Source organism: Streptomyces sp. NPDC001443 (genome assembly GCF_053597355.1).
This window is the reverse complement of the sequence record NZ_JBSFIA010000058.1, coordinates 19,166-41,099: the sequence shown is the minus strand read 5'-3', so window position 1 is coordinate 41,099 and position 21,934 is coordinate 19,166. Positions and strand designations below refer to the sequence as shown.

Annotated in this window: 19 protein-coding genes; 11 read left to right on the top strand and 8 right to left on the bottom strand. The window is 71.9% G+C overall.

Features of this window, described 5'->3' with window-relative positions:
- The first annotated feature begins 89 nt into the window (after positions 1-89).
- The 4 genes from ACWC24_RS38280 to ACWC24_RS38265 all read left to right on the top strand — a co-directional run bounded on the left by ACWC24_RS38280 (position 90) and on the right by ACWC24_RS38265 (position 3,136).
- The gene (locus tag ACWC24_RS38280) at positions 90-740 is read left to right on the top strand and encodes an HdeD family acid-resistance protein (RefSeq protein WP_450667531.1); all 651 of its coding nucleotides are present in this window, start codon (positions 90-92) and stop codon (positions 738-740) included.
- 112 nt (positions 741-852) lie between these two features.
- On the top strand, positions 853-1,263 hold the full coding sequence (locus ACWC24_RS38275; RefSeq protein ID WP_450667530.1) for an SHOCT domain-containing protein: 411 nt from the start codon (positions 853-855) through the stop codon (positions 1,261-1,263).
- Between the two features lie 146 nt (positions 1,264-1,409).
- Entirely contained in the window at positions 1,410-2,159 is a 750-nt protein-coding gene (locus ACWC24_RS38270; RefSeq protein WP_450667529.1) for a helix-turn-helix transcriptional regulator, read from the top strand.
- Positions 2,156-3,136, top strand: a complete 981-nt coding sequence (locus ACWC24_RS38265; RefSeq protein WP_450667528.1) for a pyridoxal-phosphate dependent enzyme — start codon at positions 2,156-2,158, stop codon at positions 3,134-3,136. Before ACWC24_RS38270 ends, ACWC24_RS38265 begins: the two co-directional genes overlap by 4 nt.
- 54 nt (positions 3,137-3,190) lie before the next feature.
- Here ACWC24_RS38265 and ACWC24_RS38260 read toward each other — a convergent pair whose 3' ends face one another.
- The 8 genes from ACWC24_RS38260 to rhaI all read right to left on the bottom strand — a co-directional run bounded on the left by ACWC24_RS38260 (position 3,191) and on the right by rhaI (position 13,907).
- Positions 3,191-4,576 (bottom strand): vWA domain-containing protein, encoded by a 1,386-nt coding sequence (locus ACWC24_RS38260; protein WP_450667527.1) that lies wholly within the window; start codon positions 4,574-4,576, stop codon positions 3,191-3,193.
- Positions 4,573-5,430, bottom strand: coding sequence for an AAA family ATPase (locus ACWC24_RS38255; protein WP_450667526.1), 858 nt, complete (start codon positions 5,428-5,430; stop codon positions 4,573-4,575). Before ACWC24_RS38255 ends, ACWC24_RS38260 begins: the two co-directional genes overlap by 4 nt.
- 190 nt (positions 5,431-5,620) lie before the next feature.
- On the bottom strand, positions 5,621-6,268 hold the full coding sequence (locus ACWC24_RS38250; protein WP_450667525.1) for a LutC/YkgG family protein: 648 nt from the start codon (positions 6,266-6,268) through the stop codon (positions 5,621-5,623).
- Entirely contained in the window at positions 6,265-7,743 is a 1,479-nt protein-coding gene (locus tag ACWC24_RS38245) for a LutB/LldF family L-lactate oxidation iron-sulfur protein (RefSeq protein ID WP_450667524.1), read from the bottom strand. Before ACWC24_RS38245 ends, ACWC24_RS38250 begins: the two co-directional genes overlap by 4 nt.
- Positions 7,740-8,495, bottom strand: coding sequence for a (Fe-S)-binding protein (locus ACWC24_RS38240; RefSeq protein ID WP_450667523.1), 756 nt, complete (start codon positions 8,493-8,495; stop codon positions 7,740-7,742). The genes ACWC24_RS38245 and ACWC24_RS38240 overlap by 4 nt, the downstream gene beginning before the upstream one ends.
- 123 nt (positions 8,496-8,618) lie before the next feature.
- Positions 8,619-10,079, bottom strand: a complete 1,461-nt coding sequence (locus ACWC24_RS38235) for a rhamnulokinase (RefSeq protein ID WP_450667532.1) — start codon at positions 10,077-10,079, stop codon at positions 8,619-8,621.
- A gap of 23 nt (positions 10,080-10,102) precedes the next feature.
- Positions 10,103-12,142, bottom strand: coding sequence for a bifunctional aldolase/short-chain dehydrogenase (locus tag ACWC24_RS38230; RefSeq protein WP_450667522.1), 2,040 nt, complete (start codon positions 12,140-12,142; stop codon positions 10,103-10,105).
- A gap of 604 nt (positions 12,143-12,746) precedes the next feature.
- A complete protein-coding gene (rhaI, locus tag ACWC24_RS38225; protein ID WP_450667521.1) occupies positions 12,747-13,907 on the bottom strand; it encodes an L-rhamnose isomerase in 1,161 nt (386 codons plus the stop codon).
- A 261-nt stretch (positions 13,908-14,168) separates the two neighbouring features.
- On the opposite strand from rhaI, the gene ACWC24_RS38220 reads away from it, so the two are divergent.
- From ACWC24_RS38220 to ACWC24_RS38190, 7 genes are all read left to right on the top strand, one after another.
- Positions 14,169-15,686 carry a sugar ABC transporter ATP-binding protein gene (locus ACWC24_RS38220; RefSeq protein ID WP_450667520.1) on the top strand — a complete coding sequence of 506 codons (1,518 nt, stop codon included), beginning with the start codon at positions 14,169-14,171 and terminating at the stop codon, positions 15,684-15,686.
- Positions 15,683-16,723: an ABC transporter permease gene (locus tag ACWC24_RS38215; protein ID WP_450667519.1), complete on the top strand. Its 1,041-nt coding sequence runs from the start codon at positions 15,683-15,685 to the stop codon at positions 16,721-16,723. The genes ACWC24_RS38220 and ACWC24_RS38215 overlap by 4 nt, the downstream gene beginning before the upstream one ends.
- Positions 16,716-17,708, top strand: coding sequence for an ABC transporter permease (locus ACWC24_RS38210; protein ID WP_450667518.1), 993 nt, complete (start codon positions 16,716-16,718; stop codon positions 17,706-17,708). Before ACWC24_RS38215 ends, ACWC24_RS38210 begins: the two co-directional genes overlap by 8 nt.
- Before the next feature lie 59 nt (positions 17,709-17,767).
- Positions 17,768-18,850 carry a rhamnose ABC transporter substrate-binding protein gene (gene rhaS / locus ACWC24_RS38205; protein WP_450667517.1) on the top strand — a complete coding sequence of 361 codons (1,083 nt, stop codon included), beginning with the start codon at positions 17,768-17,770 and terminating at the stop codon, positions 18,848-18,850.
- Positions 18,851-18,867: 17 nt separating this feature from the next.
- Complete coding sequence (locus tag ACWC24_RS38200) at positions 18,868-19,188, top strand: L-rhamnose mutarotase (RefSeq protein WP_152893892.1); 321 nt, start codon at positions 18,868-18,870, stop codon at positions 19,186-19,188.
- A 154-nt stretch (positions 19,189-19,342) separates the two neighbouring features.
- Positions 19,343-20,755: a BNR repeat-containing protein gene (locus tag ACWC24_RS38195; RefSeq protein WP_450667516.1), complete on the top strand. Its 1,413-nt coding sequence runs from the start codon at positions 19,343-19,345 to the stop codon at positions 20,753-20,755.
- Positions 20,756-20,833: 78 nt separating this feature from the next.
- Positions 20,834-21,865, top strand: coding sequence for a LacI family DNA-binding transcriptional regulator (locus tag ACWC24_RS38190; protein ID WP_450667515.1), 1,032 nt, complete (start codon positions 20,834-20,836; stop codon positions 21,863-21,865).
- Positions 21,866-21,934 lie beyond the last annotated feature (69 nt).

Here is a 21,934-nt window from a genome sequence, read left to right as displayed (position 1 = left end):
GGGCGGCCACTCCTCGGAAGCCACTGAAGGCAAGAAGCCATAAGCCACACCCGGCCCTCCCGGGCCGCCTAACAACTTACGGAGGAGCCATGACCGTACCGCCTCGTCCGACACCTCCGGCCGGGCCGGAGCAGTCCCCCGCCCGGCACGGTCCGAGCGCCCCGGACGACCCCGAGCGGGTGCTCGGCGCCATCGGCTCGTCGTGGCACTGGGCCCTGGCCACGGCGCTCGCGACCCTGCTGCCCGGCATCCTGATCCTGGTGTGGCCCGACGAGACCCTGCACATCCTGGCGGTCATCATCGGTGTGTACCTGCTGCTCGCCGGGTTCTTCAGATTCATCATGGCCTTCGGCCCGGAGAGCCACGGGGAGCGGATCACCCGGCTCCTGCTCGCGGTGCTGTTCGTGCTGGCCGGTGTGCTGTGCCTGCGCAACCCGCTCCAGACGATCGCCGCGCTCTCCCTGATCGTCGGCGTGACCTGGCTGGTGTCCGGCATGGTCACCGTCTACATCGGCGTCGCCGCCAAGGGTCTGCCGCACCGCGGCGTCCTGATCGGCGTGGGCGCGCTCGGGGTCGTCGCGGGAATCGTGGTGCTCGCCCTGCCCACCGAGTCCGCGGTCGTCCTGACCCGGCTGCTCGGCCTGTGGCTCGTACTGCTGGGCCTGCTGGAGGTGGCCGTGGCGTTCACCCTGAGGGCCGGGCTCCGCAAGGTCGCGAGAGACCGCGGACTCACCTCCTGACCGTCCGGGAAGCTCACCCCTCCCGGGTGAGGCGGCCGGGCGGTCCACCGCCCACGCTGGATGCGCACGAACCGACCGACGGGCGACCGCCTTGTACGGAGGAGGACGGAAAGTGGACGGAAACGTGTACCTCGCCTACGACTACCCGCTGCTGAGCACGTTCTGGACCATGCTGTGGTTCTTCCTGTGGATCCTGTGGTTCGTCCTGCTCTTCCGCATCATCGTCGACATCTTCCGTGACGACTCGCTCGGCGGCTGGGGCAAGGCGGGCTGGCTGATCTTCGTCATCGTGCTGCCCTTCCTCGGTGTCTTCGTCTACGTCATCGCGCGTGGCAAGAACATGGGCCGCCGTCAGATCGAACAGGCGCAGGCGCAGAAGGCGGAGTTCGACAGCTACATACGGCAGACCGCCACCACGCCCAGCAGCGCCGACCAGCTCGCCAAGCTGTCCGAGCTGCGGAGCAAGGGAGACATCACGGACGAGGAGTTCCGCCGCGCGAAGGAGAAGATCCTGGCCGCCTGACCGGTCCCGGAGCGAGTACGTCCCGCCGCGCGGGCGCGGCACGGCAAGGGCGGATCCCAGCGGTCCGCCCTTGCCGTTTCCCCTGCCTTCGGGTTAGATTTTTCGTACAGAGATTGGACTGACAATCCAGACGCAAGGGGGCGTGGATGACGGATCCGAACCTGGAGCGGGAGCGGGACGCGGTCCTCGGCGCCCTGGCCCCGGTCCTCGACGGGCTCGTGGCGACCTTCGGGCCGGTGTGCGAGGTGGTGCTGCACGACTACCGGCGTCCGGAGCACTCGGTGGTCGCCGTCGCGGGTTCGGTGACGGGGCGTGCGGTGGGCGGGGCGATGAGCGAGATCGGCATGCGGATGCTGGCCCGCGGCGACCACGCGTCCGACGAGCTCAACTATCTGACCCGGACCGACTCCGGAGCCCTGGTCAAGGCGTCCACGATGGTGCTGCGCGACTCCACGGGTGCGGTGTTCGGCGCGCTCTGCGTCAACGTGGACGTGACGGCGGTCGGCCAGGCCCACGCCCTGCTCGGCGCACTCGCGGGATTCGGGCGCGGCACCGCCGAGCCGCCCGTCACGACGTACGGCAACGACATCGACTCGGTCGTCGACGCCATCCTCGACACGCACCAGCTGCGCCACCACCAGCCCTGGGCCGCGCTGGACCGCCCGCAGCGCCTGGAGCTGTTCCGCGGACTGGACGAACGCGGTGTCTTCGCGGTGCGGCGCTCCGTCGAGCAGGTCGCCACCCGCCTCGGCATCTCCCGCGCCTCCGCCTACACCTATCTCTCGCAGTCGAGAGCGGCGGACCCCGGATCCGACTCACCCGCGCCCGCCCCCGCAACCGCCCCGGACCCGCCCGCGCCCGACACCGCCCGGACCGACGAGGGAGTACAGCCGTGACCGCCGCCGCATCCCTGCCCATCACCCTCGACGACGTCCTCGACGCCGCCGCGCGGCTCAAGGGCGTCGCCCACCGCACGCCGGTCCTGCGCTCCAGGACGCTCGACGGCCTCGTCGGCGCGCAGGTGTTCCTCAAGTGCGAGAACCTCCAGCGCGTAGGGGCCTTCAAGTTCCGCGGTGCCTACAACGCGCTCTCCCGGCTCGCTCCCGCACAGCTCGCCCGGGGCGTCGCCGCCTACTCCTCGGGCAACCACGCGCAGGCGGTCGCCCTGGCCGCCCGCGAACTCGGCACCACCGCCGTCATCGTGATGCCCGAGGACGCCCCGCGCTCCAAGCGGGACGCGACCGCCGACTACGGCGCCGAGATCGTCACGTACGACCGCTACACCGGCGACCGGGTCGTCATCGCAGAGGCCCTGGCCGCCGAACGCGGTCTCGCGATCGTCCCGCCCTACGACCATCCGGATGTGATGGCGGGCCAGGGTACCGCCGCGCTGGAACTCCTGGAGGAGGTCGGCGAGCTGGACCTGCTGGTGGTGCCGGTCGGCGGTGGCGGGCTGATCGCCGGCAGCGCCACCGTGGCCAAGGGACTGCGCCCGGACATCCGGGTGACGGGCGTCGAGCCGGAGGCGGGCGACGACACCCGGCGGTCGCTGGCCGCGGGCCGGCGCGTGACCGTCCCGGTGCCGCGCACCATCGCCGACGGCCAGGCCCTGCACACCCCCGGCGAACTGACCTTCGCCGTCAACCGCCGCCTCGTCGACGACATCGCGCTGGTCTCCGACGACGAGATCAGGGGCGCGATGCGGTTCGCGTTCGAGCGGCTGAAGACCGTCGTCGAGCCGAGCGGTGCCACCCCGCTGGCCGCGCTGCTCGCGGGTCGCGCGGGCCCCCTCCCGCCCCGGGTCGGCGTGATCGTCTCCGGCGGGAACGTCGACGCCGCACGCTTCGCCGCCCTGTGCGCGGACCCGGCCTGACCGGACTGGCCCGACCGGCCCGGCCAGGGGGGCATCTCACCCGAACCAGGTGGGTCACACCGGCAGCAGCCGCCCCACCAGCGTCTCCAGCTGCCGTACGTTGCGGCACTCGTGCATCTCGACCAGCTCGGCGTAGGCCGCGGCGGCCGAGTCGCCGGTGCCCCACTGGGCGCGCGGCTCCGGATTGAGCCAGTACAGGCGGCGGGCGCGCTCGCCGATCCGGCGTACGGCAGGCAGATTGGGGTCGCTCATGTTCGTCCGGCCGTCACCCAGCACGAAGACGGTCGTGCGCGGCCCGACCGCGCCCTCGTACCGCTCCGCGAACTCGCCCAGCGCGACGCCGTAGTCGCTGCTGCCGTGCCAGCCGGTCAGGGTCGCCTCCGCCCGGATGCGGGCGCTCAGGCCCTCGGGGTCGGCCGCGCCGCGCACCAGCAGACCGGTCACCTCGTCGACCCGGTTGACGAAGGCGAACACGCGCACCTTGCCGAACTGCTCGTGCAGCGCCTGCACCAGCAGCATCGTGAAGTCCGAGAATCCGGACACCGAGCCCGACACGTCGCACAGCAGCACCAGCTCGGGGCGGACCGGCCGCCGCCGACGCAGCACCGGCCGCATCGGCACCCCGCCCGTGGACAGCGAACCGCGCAGCGTCCGGCGCAGATCGATGGTGCCGCGGGCGGCCCGGCGGCGGCGGGCGGCCAGCCGGGTGGCCAGCTTGCGGGCGAGCGGCTGCACGCTCCGGCGCAGCTCGGCCAGCCGGTCCCGCCCGGCGAACAGGAAGTCCACCCGGTCGGCGCTCGGGGCCACCGCGCGCCGGGCGATCTCGTCGCGGCCGCGCCGCTCGGCCACCCGCCGTCGTGCCTCCGTGGCCACCTGCCCCCGGAAGGCCTCGATCCGCCGCCGGATCTCGTCGTCCAGCAACCGGTCGGCGAACCCGGAACCACCGCTGCCCGCGCGGACGTCGTCCCGGACGCGCGCGAACAGGGTCTGCGGCCGGATCCGGTCGAGGGCCTGGTACGACGACCAGCCGTCCGAGCCCGGCGAACTCCCGTACCCGCCGAAGCCGTCGACCGCCTCGGCCGCCAACCGCCCCAGCAGCGCCGCGTCGTCGGCGGCCAGGGCCCGCGCGATCCGCTCGCGCAGATCCTCCCGGTCCGCGGCACCGGTGGCGGTCGGCGCTCCGACCCGGCTCGGGAAGTAGAGGTCGAAGACCGGGTCGAACACCCGCCGTTGACCCTCGGTGTGCAGCAGGGTCGCGGCCAGACCCGCCCGCAGCAGGTCCCGGTCGGCCAGGCCCAGCGCGGCCACCGCCTGTGCCGCGTCCACGGTCTCGCCGGTGCCGATGCGCAGACCGTGGGCGCGCAGCGCGGCGACGAAGCCCGTCAGCCGGGCCGCCACGTCGTCCGCGGAAACGGTCGTGTCGTCCGCCGACGCGGTCATACGGCGTCCAGGTCCAGCTTGGCGGCCGCCTTGAGGATGTCGTCCTGGTGCTTGAGGAGCACTCCCAGGCTGGCGCGTACGACGTCCTCGTCGAGGGTGTCGGCACCGAGCGCGAGCAGGGTGTGCGCCCAGTCGACGGTCTCGGCCACCGACGGCAGCTTGCGCAGGTCCATCGCGCGCAGCGCGCCGACCACCCGGACCACCGACGCCGTGAGCGCCTCGCTCAGCTCCGGGACCTTCTGCCGCACGATCCGCCGCTCCAACTCCTCCTCGGGGAAGCCGATGTGCAGGAACAGACAGCGCCGGCGCAGCGCCTCGGACAGCTCGCGGCCTGCGTTGGAGGTGAGCACGACGAACGGGCGGCGGGTCGCCGTGATCGTCCCGAGTTCCGGAACGGTGATCTGGAAGTCGCTGAGCACCTCCAGCAGCAGACCCTCCACCTCGACGTCGGCCTTGTCGGTCTCGTCGATCAGCAGGACCGTCGGCTCCTCGCCGCGGATCGCGGTCAGCAGCGGGCGGGGGAGCAGGAACTCCTCGCTGAAGATGTCCGTGCGCGCCTCGTCCCAGGTCTCGTCGCGCCCGGCGCTGATGCGCAGCAACTGCTTGGCGTGGTTCCACTCGTACAGCGCGCGTGACTCGTCCACGCCCTCGTAGCACTGGAGCCGTACCAGCCGGGCCTCCGCCACCTGGGCCACGGCCTTGGCGAGCTCCGTCTTGCCGACGCCCGCGGGGCCCTCCACCAGCAGGGGCTTGCCGAGGCGGTCGGCGAGGAAGACGGCGGTCGCCACGGCGGGGGAGGCCAGATAGCCGGTCGCCGCCAGGCGGGCGGTGACATCGTCGACGGACGTGAACAACGGGGGCCTCCGGTGGTCGTGGGCGAACCGGGGTCCGGTCGTCCGTCCAGGCGCGTACCGCTCGACTTTCCAAGCGCTTGCTCACCCATGCTGTCACCTGCTCCCGGTGAAGCCAAGGCCGGACGATCCCCGGTGAGGCCGAGGCCGGGCCGCAGGGTGGGTCAGGCACCCCGCGGCCCGGCCCGGCCCGTCACTCGCCGCCGACCAGCACCACTTCCAGCGTGCGAGGGCCGTGTACGCCCTCCACCCGGTCCAGTTCGATGTCGCTGGTGGCGGAGGGGCCGGAGATCCAGGTCAGCGGGCGCGCCGGGTCGAGGCGTTCGAGGGCCTGGGGCACGGACGCCACGACCTGGCCGGGGACCCGCACGACACAGATGTGGTGGTCCGGGATCAGGGTGATCCGGCGGCGGCCCTGGTCCGGTCCGCCGTCGAGCACGATCGTCCCGGTCTCGGCGATCGCGACGGCGCAGCCGGTCACCACGCTCTCCACCTCGTCCAGCTCCCCGGGCGTGCTCACGGCCCGGTCGTGGATCCGGGTGGGGTCGGCCGCGGACATCCACTCCGGCGGGAGTCCCGGCGGCACCAGCACGTACCGCGACCCGCGCTCGGCGAGCAGCCGCATGACGAGCAACGGCAGTTGCTCCTCGGTCACGCGGTGCACGATCGCCCGGTAGTCCGCGAGGTTCTCCGCCAGCAGGTCCACCGTCGCCTCGACGCCCAGACCGCCGTGCTCGCGCAGATAGTCGCGCTCCACCGCCCGCTCGTACGGAGTGTCGTCCCGCGGCACGTCGGCGAGCGCCCGCCGCACCCGGCCCAGGATCCGTTCCCTGCCGCTCACTTCGCGCCGTCCTTTCCGCCGTTCGTGCGCTGCCACCAGTCGCGGAACGGTTCCGCGGGCACCGGCGGCAGGTCCCGGGTCGCGCTCCAGGCCCGGCCGGGGCCGGGCAGCGACCGCGGATGCAGCCGCCGGGTGCGGGAGGCGAGCCGCTGCCCGGCACGCAGGACGCCCGGACGGGCGAACGCCCAGCGCGCCGCCCGCATCGCCGCCCGCTCGGCGGCATGGCCCTTCGCGGGCTTGAGCACCACCTTGTTGCCCTCGCGCGTCACCTCGCCGCCCTGGGCGACCCGTTCGCGCAGGTGCACCAGCACCTCGGGGATGTCGATGGCCACGGGGCAGACCTCGTAGCAGGCGCCGCACAGCGAGGAGGCGTACGGCAGCGAGGCGTCGATCTCGCTCCCGGTGCCCCTGAGCTGGGGGCTGAGGATCGCGCCGATCGGCCCCGGGTAGACCGAGCCGTAGGCGTGACCGCCGGCCCGTTCGTACACCGGGCAGACGTTCAGGCACGCCGAGCAGCGGATGCAGCGCAGCGCCTGGCGGCCGACCTCGTCGGCGAGGGTGTCGGTGCGGCCGTTGTCCAGCAGCACCAGATGGAAGACGCGCGGCCCGTCCCCGTCGGTGGTGCCGGTCCACGTCGAGGTGTACGGGTTCATCCGCTCGGCCGTGGAGGAGCGGGGCAGCGTCTGGAGGAACACCTCCAGGTCGCGCCAGGTCGGCACGACCTTCTCGATGCCGACCACCGAGATCAGCGTCTCGGGCAGGGTCAGGCACATCCGCCCGTTGCCCTCCGACTCGACGACCACGAGCGTGCCGGTCTCGGCGACCATGAAGTTGGCCCCGGAGATCCCGACCTTGGCGCGCAGGAACTTCTCCCGCAGATGCAGCCGGGCCGCCTCGGCGAGCTCGGCGGGGGAGTCGGTCAGCCCCTCGGGGGCGGCCCTTCCCCACTCGCCCATCTCGCGGGCGAAGATGTCCCGGATCTCGCCCCGGTTGCGGTGGATCGCCGGCACCAGGATGTGCGACGGCCGGTCCTTGCCCAACTGCACGATCAGCTCGGCGAGATCGGTCTCGTAGGCGCGGATGCCCTCGGCCTCCAGCGCCTCGTTGAGGCCGATCTCCTGGGTGGCCATCGACTTGACCTTGACGACCTCCGACTCGCCGGTCTCCTTGACCAGTTCGGCCACGATCCGGTTGGCCTCGTCGGCGTCGGCGGCCCAGTGGACGATGCCGCCCGCCGCGGTGACCGCCTCCTCCAACTGCACGAGGTAGTCGTCGAGTCGGCGCAGCGTGTGGTCCTTGATCTGCTTGCCCGCCTCGCGCAGCCCGGCCCAGTCGGACACCTCGGCCACGGCGTTCGCCCGCTTGGCCCGGATGGTGTGCGTGGCGTGCCGAAGATTGGCGCGCAGCGTCCCGTCGCCGACGGCCTCGCGCGCGGCCACGGGGAAGGCCGGCATTCCCACGAACGTCCCGCTCATACGGCCGGTTCCTCCTCGGTGCTCGCCAGGATCTCCGCGAGGTGCACCGGCCGGATGCCGGCGCGCAGCCTGGTCATGGTCCCGCCGATGTGCATCAGGCAGGAGTTGTCGGCCGCGCACAGCACCTCGGCGCCGGTGGACTCGGCGTTGCGCACCTTGTCCGCGCCCATCGCGGCCGAGACGTCGGCGTTCTTCACGGCGAAGGTGCCGCCGAACCCGCAGCACTCCTCGGCGCCCGGCAGCTCGACGAGTTCCAGCCCCTTCACGGCGCCCAGCAGCCGCCGGGGACGGTCGCCCAGGCCCAGGCCGCGCAGCCCGTGGCAGGTCGGGTGGTAGGTCACGGTGTGCGGGTACCAGGCCCCCACGTCCGTCACCCCGAGCACGTCGACCAGGAACTCCGACAGCTCGTACGTCTTCGGCACCACCGGCGCCAGCGTGGCGGCGAGGGAGTCCCCGCGCCCCTCGGCCCGCGCCCGCTCGCCCATCCGCGGGTACAGCTCCCGCACCATCGCCCCGCACGACCCCGAGGGGGTCACGATCGCGTCGTACTCACCGAAGACCTCGGCGAAGTGCCGGGCCAGCGGCTCCGCCTCGTGCCGGTAGCCGGTGTTGTAGTGCGCCTGCCCGCAGCACGTCTGCGCCGCCGGGAAGTCGACGTCGACGCCCAGTCTGGTCAGGAGCTTCACCACCGCGCGGCCGGTGTCCGGATAGAGCGTGTCGTTGACACAGGTCAGGAACAGTGCGACACGCATCGCGGCTCCTAGTCTTGGATCGCATGGATCATCGGATGGGAATTGCGCGCCTCCCCCCACGCGTGAGCGTAGTGGGGAGGCGCGGACGGGACGGGGAAGCGCGGGGGCCGGGGAAGGCCCGGCTCAGCGCGCGGTGAGCCGGTCCTGTGCCGCGCGCCACGCGGCGGTGTCGCCGCGCGGTCCGTAGCGGGTCAGCGGCTGGGTACGGGCCAGCAGGCCGCGCATGTCGGCGAGGTCGCCGACCACCCCGTGGGCCCGGGCCTGCACCAGGACGTTGCCGAGCGCGGCCGCCTCCGTCGGGCCGGCCACCACGGGCAGCCCGCAGGCGTCGGCGGTCAGCTGGCACAACAGGGAGTTGCGGGTGCCGCCGCCGACGATGTGCACGACGTCGACCGGATGGTCCGCCAGCCGCTGGGCGTCCTCGACGGCCCGGCGGTGGGCCAGGGCGAGCGAGTCGAGGATGCAACGGGTGGTCTCGGCCCGGTCGCGGGGCACGGGTTCGCCCGCGGCCCGGCAGGCCTCGGCGATCCGCTCCGGCATCCGGCCGGGCGCCAGGAAGGCCGCGTCGCCCGCGTCCACCACCGAGCGCAGCGGCGCCGCCCCGGCCGCCTCGCGCAGCAGCTCGCCCAGATCGGGGTCGCCCCAGGCCCGTACGCACTCCTGGAGCAGCCACAGCCCCATGATGTTGCGCAGATAGCGGACCGTGCCGTCCAGCCCCAGCTCGTTGGTGAAGTTGGCGGCCCGGCTCTCCTCGGTCAGCACGGGCGCGGCCAGTTCGAGACCGGCCAGCGACCAGGTGCCGGTGCAGATGTACGCGAACCGCGCGCCTGTCGCGGGCACTGCGGGCACCGCGGCCACCGCGGACGCCGTGTCGTGCGAGCCGACCGCCGTGACCGGCACGGGACCGCTCAGCCCGGTCTCCTCCAGCACCTCGGGCCGCAGCAGGCCCGCCGGGTCGCCGGGCCGGCGCAGCGGCGCGAACAGGCCGAGGTCGACACCCAGCCGGGCGGCGACGTCGTACGACCACTCGCGCGTCCGGGGATCGATCAGCTGGGTCGTCGAGGCGTTGGTCAGCTCGGTGCCCTGCTCGCCGGTCAGCCAGTACGCCAGCAGGTCCGGGACGAGCAACAGGCGCTTGGCGTGCGCGAGTTGTGCCGAACCCTGGGCCGCCGTGAGCTGGTACAGGGTGTTGAAGGGGGCGTACTGGAGCCCGGTGTGCGCGTACAGCTCGGCGGCCGGGACGGTCGCCCAGACCTTCTCCGCGACGCCCTCGGTGCGGGCGTCGCGGTAGTGCACGGGGTTGCCGAGCAGGGCGCCGTCCGCGTCCAGCAGTCCGTAGTCCACCGCCCAGCTGTCGATGCCGACGGAGTCCAGCCGGCCGCCGTGACCGGCCCCGGCCGCCCGCAGCCCCTCCAGCACTCCCGCGTACAGCCCGAGGACGTCCCAGCGCAGCCCCTCGGGCACCCGGACCGGCCGGTTGGGGAAGCGGTGCGCCTCGGACAGCTCCAGGAAGTCAGGTTCCACCCGGCCGACCATGACGCGCCCACTGGACGCGCCGAGGTCGACCGCGGCGTACGACCGCACGGTGGACGGCGTGTCGACGGCGCTCATCGCAGGAACGCGGCCGCCACACCCGCGTCGACGGGGACGTGCAGTCCGGTGGTGTGGGTCAGGTCGCCGCCGGTGAGGGCGAACACGGCGTTGGCGACGTGCTCGGGGAGCACCTCACGCTTGAGGAGGGTCCGCTGGGCGTAGAACTCGCCCAGCTTCTCCTCCTCCACCCCGTACACGGCCGCCCGCTGGGCACCCCAGCCGGCCGCGAAGATCCCGGAGCCGCGCACGACCCCGTCCGGGTTGACGCCGTTGACGCGGATGCCGTGCTCGCCCAGCTCGGCGGCGAGCAGCCGCACCTGGTGGGCCTGGTCGGCCTTGGTCGCGGAGTAGGCGATGTTGTTCGGACCGGCGAAGACGGCGTTCTTGGACGCGATGTAGACGACGTCGCCGCCCAGCTCCTGGGCGATCATCACCCGGGCCGTCTCGCGCGAGACCAGGAAGGAGCCGCGGGCCATGATGTCGTGCTGGAGGTCCCAGTCCTTCGCGGTGGTCTCCAGCAGCGGCTTGGACAGCGAGATCCCGGCGTTGTTGACCACCAGGTCGATCCCGCCGAAGGCCAGCAGGGCCGCCTTGACCGCGTCCGCGATCTGCTCCTCGGAGGTGACGTCGACGGTCACCGCCACGGCCTTGTCCGGGCCGCCGAGCTCCTCGGCGACCGCGGCCGCGTTCTCCGCGTTCAGGTCGGCGACGACGACGCAGGCGCCCGCGGCGACCAGCCGGTGCGCGATCGCCTTGCCGATGCCGCTGCCCGCGCCGGTGACCAGGGCCACCCGGGTGGCGAGCGGCTTGGGCTTCGGCATCCGCTGGAGCTTGGCCTCCTCCAGCGCCCAGTACTCGATGCGGAACTTCTCCGACTCCTCGATCGGCGCGTACGTCGACACCGCCTCGGCGCCGCGCATCACGTTGATCGCGTTGAGGTAGAACTCGCCGGCGACGCGCGCGGTCTGCTTGTCCTTGCCGAAGGAGAACATGCCGACACCGGGGATCAGCACGATCGCCGGGTCGGCGCCGCGCATCGCGGGGGAGTCGGGCTCGGCGTGGCGCCGGTAGTAGCCCGCGTACTCCTCGCGGTACTCGGCGTGCAGCTCCTTGAGCCGCGCCACGGCCTCGTCCAGCGGGGCGCCCGGCGGCAGGTCCAGGACCAGCGGGCGGACCTTGGTGCGCAGGAAGTGGTCGGGGCAGGAGGTGCCCAGGGCGGCGAGCCGCGGGTGCTCGGCGCGCGCGAGGAAGTCGAGCACGGTGTCGGAGTCGTCGAAGTGCCCGACCTGCGGCCGGTCCTTCGAGGCGACGGCACGGACGTACGGCGCCAGCGCCACGGCCCGCTCCCGGCGCTCGCCCTCGGGCAGCGCCTCGTAGCCCTCGACCACCGCTCCGAAGGGCTTCGGCCTGCCCCGCTCGGTCAGGAACGCCTCGGCGGTGCGGATGATGTGCAGCGAGTTGCGCTCGCACTCCTCGGAGGTGTCGCCCCAGGCGGTGACGCCGTGTCCGCCGAGGACACAGCCGATCGCCTGCGGGTTGGCCGCCTTGACCGCGGCGATGTCCAGGCCGAGCTGGAAGCCGGGCCGCCGCCAGGGCACCCACACCACCGTGTCGCCGAAGCACTCGGCGGTCAGCTTCTCGCCGTCCGCGGCGCAGGCCAGCGCGATTCCCGAGTCGGGGTGCAGATGGTCCACGTGGGCGGCGTCGACGAGCCCGTGCATCGCGGTGTCGATGGAGGGGGCCGCACCGCCCTTGCCGTGCAGGCAGTAGTCGAACGCGGCCACCATCTCGTCCTCGCGCTCGACGCCCGGGTAGACGCCGGCGAGGGCCCGCAGCCGGTCCAGCCGCAGGACGGCGAGACCGTCCTCGGTGAGCGTGCCGAGGTCGCCGCCCGAGCCCTTGACCCACATCAGCTCGATGTCACCACCGGTGACCGGGTCGGTGTCGGAACCCTTCGCGGAGGTGTTGCCGCCCGCGTAGTTGGTGTTGCGGGGATCGGCGCCGAGCCGATGGGACCGTGCGAGCAGGGCGGCGGCTTCGGGATGAGTGGACATGCGGATTCCTTAGGTCACGTTGGTAACGGGCTCTACCGGGCGAACGAGGTGGCCTTCCGGCCGGGGCGGCTCCCTGATCGGGAATCCTTCTGTCGGGCCCCACAAGGGGCGTGGGGCCCTCCGGGCGGGCCAGGGGCTTTCCAGGCCGGGTGCGGCCCCTGGTCGGGAGGCCTTCCGGCGGCCCACCCAGGGGCGCGGGGAACTGCGCGACAAGCCACGACGCACCCGCGCGGGGCCCTCCGGGCGGGCCAGGGGCTTTCCAGGCCGGGTGCGGCCCCCGGTCGGGAGGCCTTCCGGCGGCCCACCCAGGGGCGCTTTCGGCCGGGTGCGGCCCCCGGTCGGGAGGCCTTCCGGCGGCCCACCCAGGGGCGCTTTCGGCCGGGTGCGGCCCCCGGTCGGGAGGCCTTCCGGCAGCCCACTCAGGGGCGCGGGGAACCGCGCGACAAGCCACGACGCACCCGCGCGGGGGCACCACGCGGAGCCCGCGGCTGCGGTCCGGTGGGGGCTGGTCGCGCAGTTCCCCGCGCCCCTTACGGGGCTGAGGGGCCAGGGAACCGACCCCGCGGCCCCGCCCACCATCAGCCGGCCCGCCCCCGGGAGGGACTTACGCGCCCCACCCCGCCTGCTCCCCGCCCACCCGCTCCGCGACGATCCGCTCGGCCCAGCCGGACCGGCGGTACGCCGCGATCGGGTCGGGGTCGATCCCGAGCTCCTCGCGCACCTCGCGCAGCAGCGGACGTACGTCCGTATTGTACGCGTCCATCAGCACCGCGTTCGCCTCCAGCACATCGCCGGAGCGCTGCGCCGCGGCCAGTGCCTCCCCGTCGACCAGCAGCGCCTTCGCGGTCGCCTCCTGCACGTTCATCACCGAGCGGATGATCGCCGGGACCTTCGCCTCGATGTTGTGGCACTGGTCGAGCATGAAGGCCACGTCGGACACGAAGCCGCCGCCGCGGATGACCTCGTACATGATCCGGAAGAGCTGGAAGGGGTCGGCGGCGCCGACCATCAGGTCGTCGTCCGCGTAGAAGCGCGAGTTGAAGTCGAACCCGCCGAGCTTGCCCTCGCGCAGCAGCGTGGCCACGATGAACTCGATGTTGGTGCCCGGCGCGTGGTGCCCGGTGTCCACCACGACCTGCGCCTTCGGGCCGAGCTTGAGGCAGTGGGCGTACGCGGTGCCCCAGTCCGGGACGTCGGTGGTGTAGAAGGCGGGCTCGAAGAACTTGTACTCCAGCAGCATCCGCTGCTCCTCGCCCAGCCGCGCGTACACCTCGGCGAGCCCCTCGGCCAGCCGGTCCTGGCGGCCGCGGATGTCGTCCTGGCCGGGGTAGTTCGTGCCGTCGGCGAACCACAGCTTCAGGTCGCGCGACCCGGTGGCGTCCATGATGTCGACACACTCCAGCAAGTGATCGACAGCCTTTCGGCGCACCGCCGCGTCCGGATGGCAGATGCTGCCCAGCTTGTAGTCGTCGTCCTGGAACGTGTTGGAGTTGATCGCGCCCAGCCGCACCCCGCGGTCCTCGGCGTGCTTGGCGAGGGCGGCGTAGTCGCCGACCTTGTCCCAGGGGATGTGCAGCGAGACGGTCGGGGCGACGCCCGTGTGGGCGTGCACCTGGGCCGCGTCGTCCAGCTTCTCCCGGGGATCGCGGGGCACACCGGGCTGGGCGAACACCTTGAAGCGGGTCCCCGAGTTGCCGTACGCCCACGACGGAGTCTCGACGGCCTGGGTCTTGAGGGCGGCCTTCACCGCGGCGAGATCGGTCACTTCAGGGCTCCTGGGACGTCGTTGGGGGCGAACGATTCAATGAAACGTTTCAGAACGGGAAGTTATGAGCCCTCCGGACGGGTGTCAACCCCTGCGGCGAGGGTGTCCCTCCGTAACAAGAACGAGACCTTGCGCTGTCGAAACTTTTTCGACACGGACCCATTGACGTCACATGCCGGATCTGTCTAACGTCCCGGCAATCCAGTTGAAACCTTTCACGACGCTGAGGGGCAGCCCGCCGGCGTCGTCGAGGAGCCCCCAATGACCAACCCGTCCGACACGGGTCCGGCCCCGGTGCTGGCGCTGAAGGACATCACCAAGTCCTTCGGCGCCGTCCGTGCCCTGCGGGACGTCTCCCTGACGCTGTTCCCCGGCGAGGTCCACGCCCTCGCCGGCGAGAACGGCGCGGGCAAGTCGACCCTCATCAAGACGCTCGCCGGGGTGCACCGACCGGACGCCGGCCAGGTACTGCTCGACGGTGCGCCCGTCGTCTTCCACGGCCCCGGCGACGCGCGTGACGCCGGCATCGCCGTGATCTACCAGGAGCCCACGCTCTTTCCCGACCTCTCGATCGCCGAGAACATCTTCATGGGCCGCCAGCCCCGGCGCGCCCTCGGCCGCATCGACCACAAGGCCACCCACGAGGCGACCGCCGCCCTGATGCGGCGCCTGGGCGTCGACCTCGACCCCGACCGCCCGGCCAGCGGCCTGTCCATCGCCGACCAGCAGATCGTCGAGATCGCCAAAGCGCTCTCCTTCGACGCGCGGGTCCTGATCATGGACGAGCCGACCGCCGCCCTCACCGGCAGCGAGGTCGCGCGCCTCTTCGGCGTCGTACGCACCCTGCGCGACCAGGGCGCCGCCGTCCTGTTCATCTCCCACCGCCTGGAGGAGATCTTCGCGATCTGCCGACGGGTGACCACCCTGCGCGACGGCGCCCTGATCTCCAGCGAGCCGCTGGAGGGCATGACCGAGGACGACCTCGTCCGGCGCATGGTCGGCCGCGACCTCGAGGAGCTCTACCCCAAGCAGGACGTGACGCCCGGCGAGGTCGTCCTCGACGTGCGCCGCCTGACCCGCGAGGGCGTCTTCACCGACGTCTCCTTCGAGGTGCGCAGCGGCGAGATCGTCGGGCTGGCCGGACTGGTCGGAGCCGGCCGCACGGAGGTCGCGCGGGCCGTCTTCGGCATCGACCGCCGGGACGCGGGCGAGGTCGAGGTCGGCGGGCGCGCGCTCGCGGGCGGCTCCCCGTCCGCCGCGATGTCCGCCGGGATCGCCCTGGTCCCCGAGGACCGGCGCGCCCAGGGCCTGGTGATGGACATGTCCATCGAGCGGAACATCGGCCTGACCGGACTGCGTACGAGCGTGAAGGCCGGTCTCGTGGACCGGGGCGCCGAGCGCAGCCGCTCCCTCGACTGGGCCGTGAAGCTCCAGGTCAAGTACGCCCGGATCGCCGACGCCGTCGCCACCCTGTCCGGCGGCAACCAGCAGAAGGTCGTCCTGGCCAAGTGGCTGGCCACCGGCCCCAAGGTGCTCATCGTCGACGAGCCCACCCGCGGCATCGACGTCGGCACCAAGGCCGAGGTCCACCGGCTGCTGTCGCAGCTCGCCGCCGACGGGGTCGCCGTCCTGATGATCTCCTCCGACCTGCCCGAGATCCTCGGCATGGCCGACCGCGTGCTGGTCATGCACGAAGGCCGGCTCACGGCCGAGATCCCCCGCTCCGAAGCCACCGAGGAATCCGTGATGGCCGCAGCCACCGGGAGGGCCGCCGCATGACGGTGACCGCACCCAGCCCCACCCCGGCCGACGAAGTGTCCGGGTCCAGTGGCACCCGACTGGTCGACCGCGTCTTCAAGATGCGCGAACTCGCCATCCTGGTCGTCTTCCTGGTGATGATCGCCGTCACCCAGATGGGCAACAGCGAGTTCCTCTCCGAGCAGGGCATCAAGGACCTGCTGCTGAACGCGACCATCCTGGTCCTGGTCGCCACCGGACAGTCCCTGGTGGTCATCACCCGCAACGTCGACCTGTCGGTCGGCTCGACCCTCGGCATCAGCGCCTTCGCCGCCGGCGTCTACCTCCAGGGCGGCGGAAACCCGGTCGTGGCGGTCGTCCTGGCGATCCTGCTCGGCATCGGCTTCGGACTGCTCAACGGACTGCTGGTCAGCCTCGGCCAGGTGCCCGCGCTCGTGGTCACCCTCGGCACGCTGTACATCATCCGCGGCATCGACTCCATCTGGGTCGGCTCCCGGCAGATCACCGCGGCCGACCTGCCCGGCGGATTCGTCGACTTCGGCGCCGGAGGCATCTCCGCGGTGCCCTGGCTCGCCCTGATCGCGCTGGCCGTACTGGTGGGCACCGCCTACTGCCTCAAGCACTACGGCAGCGGCCGCGAGATGTACGCGCTCGGCTCCAACCCCGAGGCCGCCCGGCTCGCCGGCATCCCGGTCCGCAAGCGGATCCTGGCCGCGTACACCTTCTGCGGCGCCCTGGCCGGCCTCGCGGGCGCCCTGTACCTGGCCCGGTTCGGCAACGTCGACTCCGGCACCGGCAACGGCTACGAACTCACCGTCGTCAGCGCGGTCGTGGTCGGCGGCGTGGTCTTCACCGGCGGCTCCGGCAGCGTCTACGGCGCAGCCCTCGGCGCCCTGCTGCTCACCTCGATCAACAGCGTGCTGCCCGCCCTCGGCGTCAGCTCCGTCTGGGTGCTCGCGATCAACGGCATCCTGCTCCTCCTCGCCATCGCGGTCGACCGGATCGTCGCGCTGCGCGTGGCCCAGGCCCTGAAGAAGAGGAACGCCCGCCATGGCTGACTCCGCTCTCGTGCGCGCCGTCCGCTGGGACACGGTCGTCGGCGCCCTGCTCATCGTCGTCCTGCTGTTCTCCTTCGGCTTCGTCGACGGGTTCGGCAACGCCCTCAACCTGTCGTTCCTGATCGGCAACACCCTGCCGATCGCCATGGTCGCGCTGCCCATGACGCTGCTCGTGGTGGCCGGCGAGATCGACCTCTCGGTGGCGTCCACGGCAGGCCTGTCCGGCGCCGTGATGGGCGCCCTGTGGAACCAGGGCATGACGATCGAGACGATCATCCCGCTGTGCCTGCTGCTCGGCGTGGTCTGCGGGCTGATCAACGGTCTGCTGGTGACCCGGCTCGGACTGCCCTCCCTCGCCGTCACCATCGGTACCCTCGCCGCCTACCGAGGCATCGCGCAGATCGTGCTCGGCTCCGACGCGGTGACCGACTTTCCCACCCAGTACCTGGACTTCGCGGCCGGACGGCTCGGGGACAGCTTCCTCCCGCAGGCCTTCCTGCCCTTCCTGGTCCTGCTCGCGATCGCCGTGGTGGCGCTGCACGCCACCCCGTTCGGCCGCTCGCTCTACGCCATCGGCGCCAGCGAGGAGGCGGCCCGGTTCGCCGGCATCCGCGTCCGGCGCCAGAAGCTGATCCTCTTCACGATGACCGGCCTGATGGCGTCCCTCACCGGCATCTTCTGGGCACTGCACTACGCCAGCGCCCGCTACGACAACGCCACCGGCCTCGAACTGTCCGTCGTGGCCGCCGTACTGCTCGGCGGTATCGACTTCGACGGCGGCAAGGGCACGCTCGGCGGCGCGATCGCGGGCGTCTTCCTGCTCGGCGCGCTCCAGAACGTGATGAGCCTGGTGAACGTCTCGGCCCAGTCGCAGATCGTCGTCACCGGCGTCCTGCTCGTCGTCTCCGTGCTCGGCCCCCGGGTCGCGCGGCAGATCTCCGTGGCACGGGCGGGCCGCAGGGCCGCCTCGACCCCGACGTCGTAACTCCCGCTCCACCTCAGCCCGGCATCCCGCTTCGCCCACCCTCGTAAAGGAACACGCCCATGCGCAAGTCGTCGCTCCGTCGTGCCTGTGCGGCCCTGGCCGCCGTCACCTCTCTCGCCCTGGCCGTCACCGCGTGCGGTGGCACCACCAAGAAGGACGTCGCCGCCGACAGCGGTTCGGCCGTCGCGGGCGGTACGGCCGACCCGAACGCCGCCACGAAGAAGGGCCTGACCGTGGGCTTCCTGCCCAAGGCGGTCAACAACCCGTACTTCACCACGTCCGACAAGGGCGGCGAGGCGGCGCTGAAGGAGCTGGGTTCCAGCTACAAGGAGGTCGGCACCTCCAGCGCCACCGACACGGCCGGCCAGGTCTCCTACGTCAACACGCTCACCCAGCAGCAGGTGGACGCGATCGCGGTGTCGGCGCAGGACCCGGGCGCGCTGTGCACGGCGCTGAAGCAGGCGATGAAGGGCGGCATCAAGGTCGTCACGTACGACTCCGACACCAAGGCGGACTGCCGCAACGCGTTCGTCTCGCAGGCCGGTGCCGAGGACCTGGGCCGTACCGAGGTGCAGCTGCTGGCCGAGCAGATCGGCTACAAGGGCGAGATCGCGATCCTGTCGGCGGCGCAGACCGCGACGAACCAGAACACCTGGATCGACTACATGAAGGAGGAGCTGAAGGACCCGAAGTACAAGGACATGAAGCTGGTCAAGGTCGCCTACGGCAACGACGAGGCCCAGCAGTCCTTCCAGCAGACCCAGGGCCTGCTCCAGGAGTACCCGGACCTGAAGGGGATCATCTCCCCGACCACGGTCGGCATCAAGGCGGCCGCGCAGTACCTGTCCGGCTCGAAGTACAAGGGCAAGGTCAAGCTCACCGGTCTGGGCACGCCGAACGACATGCGCAAGTACGTCAAGAACGGCACCGTCGACGGCTTCGAGCTGTGGGACCCGGCCAAGCTCGGCGAGCTCGCCGCCCGTACCGCGGTCGCGCTGTCCTCGGGACAGATCACCGGCAAGGAGGGCGAGACCTTCACGGCCGGCTCCATGGGTTCGTACACGATCGGCAAGGACGGCGTGATCAGCCTCGGCAAGCCGACCGTGTTCGACGCCAAGAACATCGACCAGTTCAACTTCTGATTCACCAAGGGGTGTTGATGCAACGCGTGTGCTTCCTGCTGAAGGTCCGGGCGGAGCGCCTCGACGAGTACCGCGAGCGGCACGCCGCCGTGTGGCCGGAGATGCTCGACGCGCTCTCCGCCACCGGCTGGCACAACTACTCGCTGTTCCTGCGCGAGGACGGCCTGCTCGTCGGCTACCTGGAGACCGAGGACTTCGCGGCCGCCCAGGCAGGCATGGAGGCCACCGACGTCAACGCCCGCTGGCAGGCGGAGATGGCGCCGTTCTTCGAGTCGCTGGACGGCGCCAGACCCGACGAGGCGATGAAACCCCTCACGGAAGTCTTCCACCTCTCCTGACCTGGAGCCCCAGGGCTCGAACCCGCACCGGGTTCGAGCCCTCAGGGGGTTCGAGCGGTCCTCCCAGGGCCCGAGCCCCCGCCAGGACCGGAGCCCCCCCACGACCGGAACCACGACCGGAACCACGACTGGAAACCCCATGACTGGAGCCCCCATGAGAAGACGCACGGTTCTCGCGAGTGCCCTGGCCGCCGCGGTGGCCGTCCCCGGCACGGCCCGGGCGGCCGGCCCCGGCCCCTCGGTCACCGCGTCGGGCACGACCCTGCTCGACGCACGGGCGATCTACTTCGTCTCCTACGACGGTCTCGTCAACAACAACGCCTTCCAGAAGAACGGCCTGCTGACGTACAAGGGCTACCAGTACGCGGCCTGGTACACCGCCACCCGCAACGCGGTCGTCGCCCGCCGGGCCCTGGGCGCCACCGGCTGGTCCACGATCACCCTCTCCCACCAGCTCAAGAGCGACGACTCGCACAACGTGATCTGTCTGGGCGTCTCCAGGACGGACGGCCGGCTGCACCTGAACATGGACTCGCACAGCGACGGCTTCTTCTACGTGAAGTCGGTCGCGGGCCTCCTCGACAACCCGGCGAGCACCGCCTGGACCGCGGCGGTCCTCGGCTCCGTCCAGACCACCCTCGACGGGCTCGCGCCCACCTCGCAGTTCACCTACCCGCAGTTCGTCGCCACCCCCGAGGGCAGGCTCCAGCTCAGCTACCGCGTCGGCGTCTCCGGCAACGGCCGCAACGCCCTCGCGGAGTACGACGGTTCGGCCTGGAAGGCACTGGGGGAGTGGACCTCCGCCACCGGCACCTACACCAGCGAGCACGGCTCCAGCACCGCCCGCAACATGTACCTGCACGGCATCGACTACGACGCCGGCGGCCGACTGCACGCCTTCTTCACCTGGCGCGAACAGAACAGCGCCGTGATGTGCAACGGCGGCGGCATCACCAACCACGACACCGGCTACGTGTACTCCACCGACCGCGGCCGCACCTGGCGCAACGACGCAGGCACGCTCGTCGCCACCACCGGCGGCTCCGACCCGGTGGCGGTCACCGACAGCGGCCTGGTCGTCGACGCGCTCAACCCCGACCACTCCCTGATGAACCAGGAGAGCCAGGCCACCGACTCCGCCGGGCTGCCGCACGCGATCATCAGCTACGTACCCGGCCGCTTCGGCCAGTGCACCACGAACTACGTCGCCGACCGCACGGCCAACGGCCGCGCCTTCCACCTGCGCAAGAACTCCTCCGGCGGCTGGCAGAAGACCGAGATCCCCGTCGCCCCGAACTCCAGCCAGCGCACCAAACTGGTCCTGGACAAGTACGACAACGCCTACGCCGTCCTGCCCTACGGCCGGATCACCGGCGCTTCGAAGTCCTCCGGGTACACCGACTGGACCCTGCTGTACGACGCCGCCGGGCTGAACGCCTTCGGCGAAGTCGTGATCGACGAATGGCGTGTCAAGGCGGACAACGTGCTGTCGTTCATGTACCAGGAGAAGTCCACCGGTACGACCCCGTCGGCACTGCGTGTCGCCGACTTCGCCCTGCCCGCCTGATCACCCCTGCTCGCCCGGGGCCTGGCGGTAATGTGAAGCATTCCCGCCGCCCCTTGTTCTTCTGGAGGTCCCCGCCCGATGGCCCAGTCGGTGGGTATCAAGGACGTCGCCCGTGCCGCCGGAGTCTCCGTAGGCACGGTCTCGAACGTCATCAACCGCCCGGACACGGTCGCCGGCGAGACCCGGGCCCGGGTGCTGTCCGCGATCGACCGGCTGGGCTACGTCCGCAGCGAGTCCGCGCGTCAGCTGCGCGCGGGCCGCAGCCGGATCATGGGGCTGCTCGTCCTCGACATGGGCAACCCCTTCTTCGTGGACGTCGCGCGCGGTGCCGAGCGGGCCGCGCGCGAGGCCGGGCTCGGCGTGATGGTCTGCAACAGCGCGCAGAACCCGAGCGAGGAGGCCGAGTACCTCTCGCTCTTCGCCGAGCAGCGGGTGCGGGGCGTGCTGCTCACCCCCGCCGACGCCACCGGACGCAACATCGACTCCTTCCGCCGGCACGGCATCCCGTTCGTCCTGGTCGACCGGGTGGCGGAGGGCACCACCGAGTGCTCGGTCTCCGTCGACGACGTGGCGGGCGGCGCGCTGGCCGTGCGCCATCTCGTCGACGCCGGGCACCGCAGCATCGCCTACGTCTGCGGGCCGCCGGGCCTCAACCAGGTCCGCGACCGCAGGACCGGCGCCCTGAACGCGCTCGCCGAGGCGGGACTGGGCCCCGAGGCGCTGCGCGAGCTGCCCACCGAACGGCTCGACGTCGCGGCGGGCCGGGACGCGGGCGCCCGGCTGCTCGGTCTCGCCGACCGGCCGACCGCCGTCTTCTGCGCCAACGACCTGCTCGCCCTCGGTGTCCTGCAGGCCATGTACGCGGCCGGGGTCGGCGTCCCCGACGACCTCGCGATCGTCGGCTACGACGACATCGAGTTCGCGGCCGCCGCGGCCGTCCCGCTCACCTCCGTACGGCAGCCCGCCGTCACCCTGGGCGCGCTCGCCGCCGAGCTGCTCCTGGAGGAGACGGAGGCGGAGGCGGAGTCCGGTCGCAAGGCCCACGAACACCGACGGGTGGTGCTCCAGCCCGAGCTGGTCGTCCGGCGCTCCAGCCTTCCCGGGCGCTGAGCCACGGTTCAGTTGCTGTTCATGATCCCCGGTCGGGCCGCGCCGCCCCGGGTGTGCTGAACTGGGACG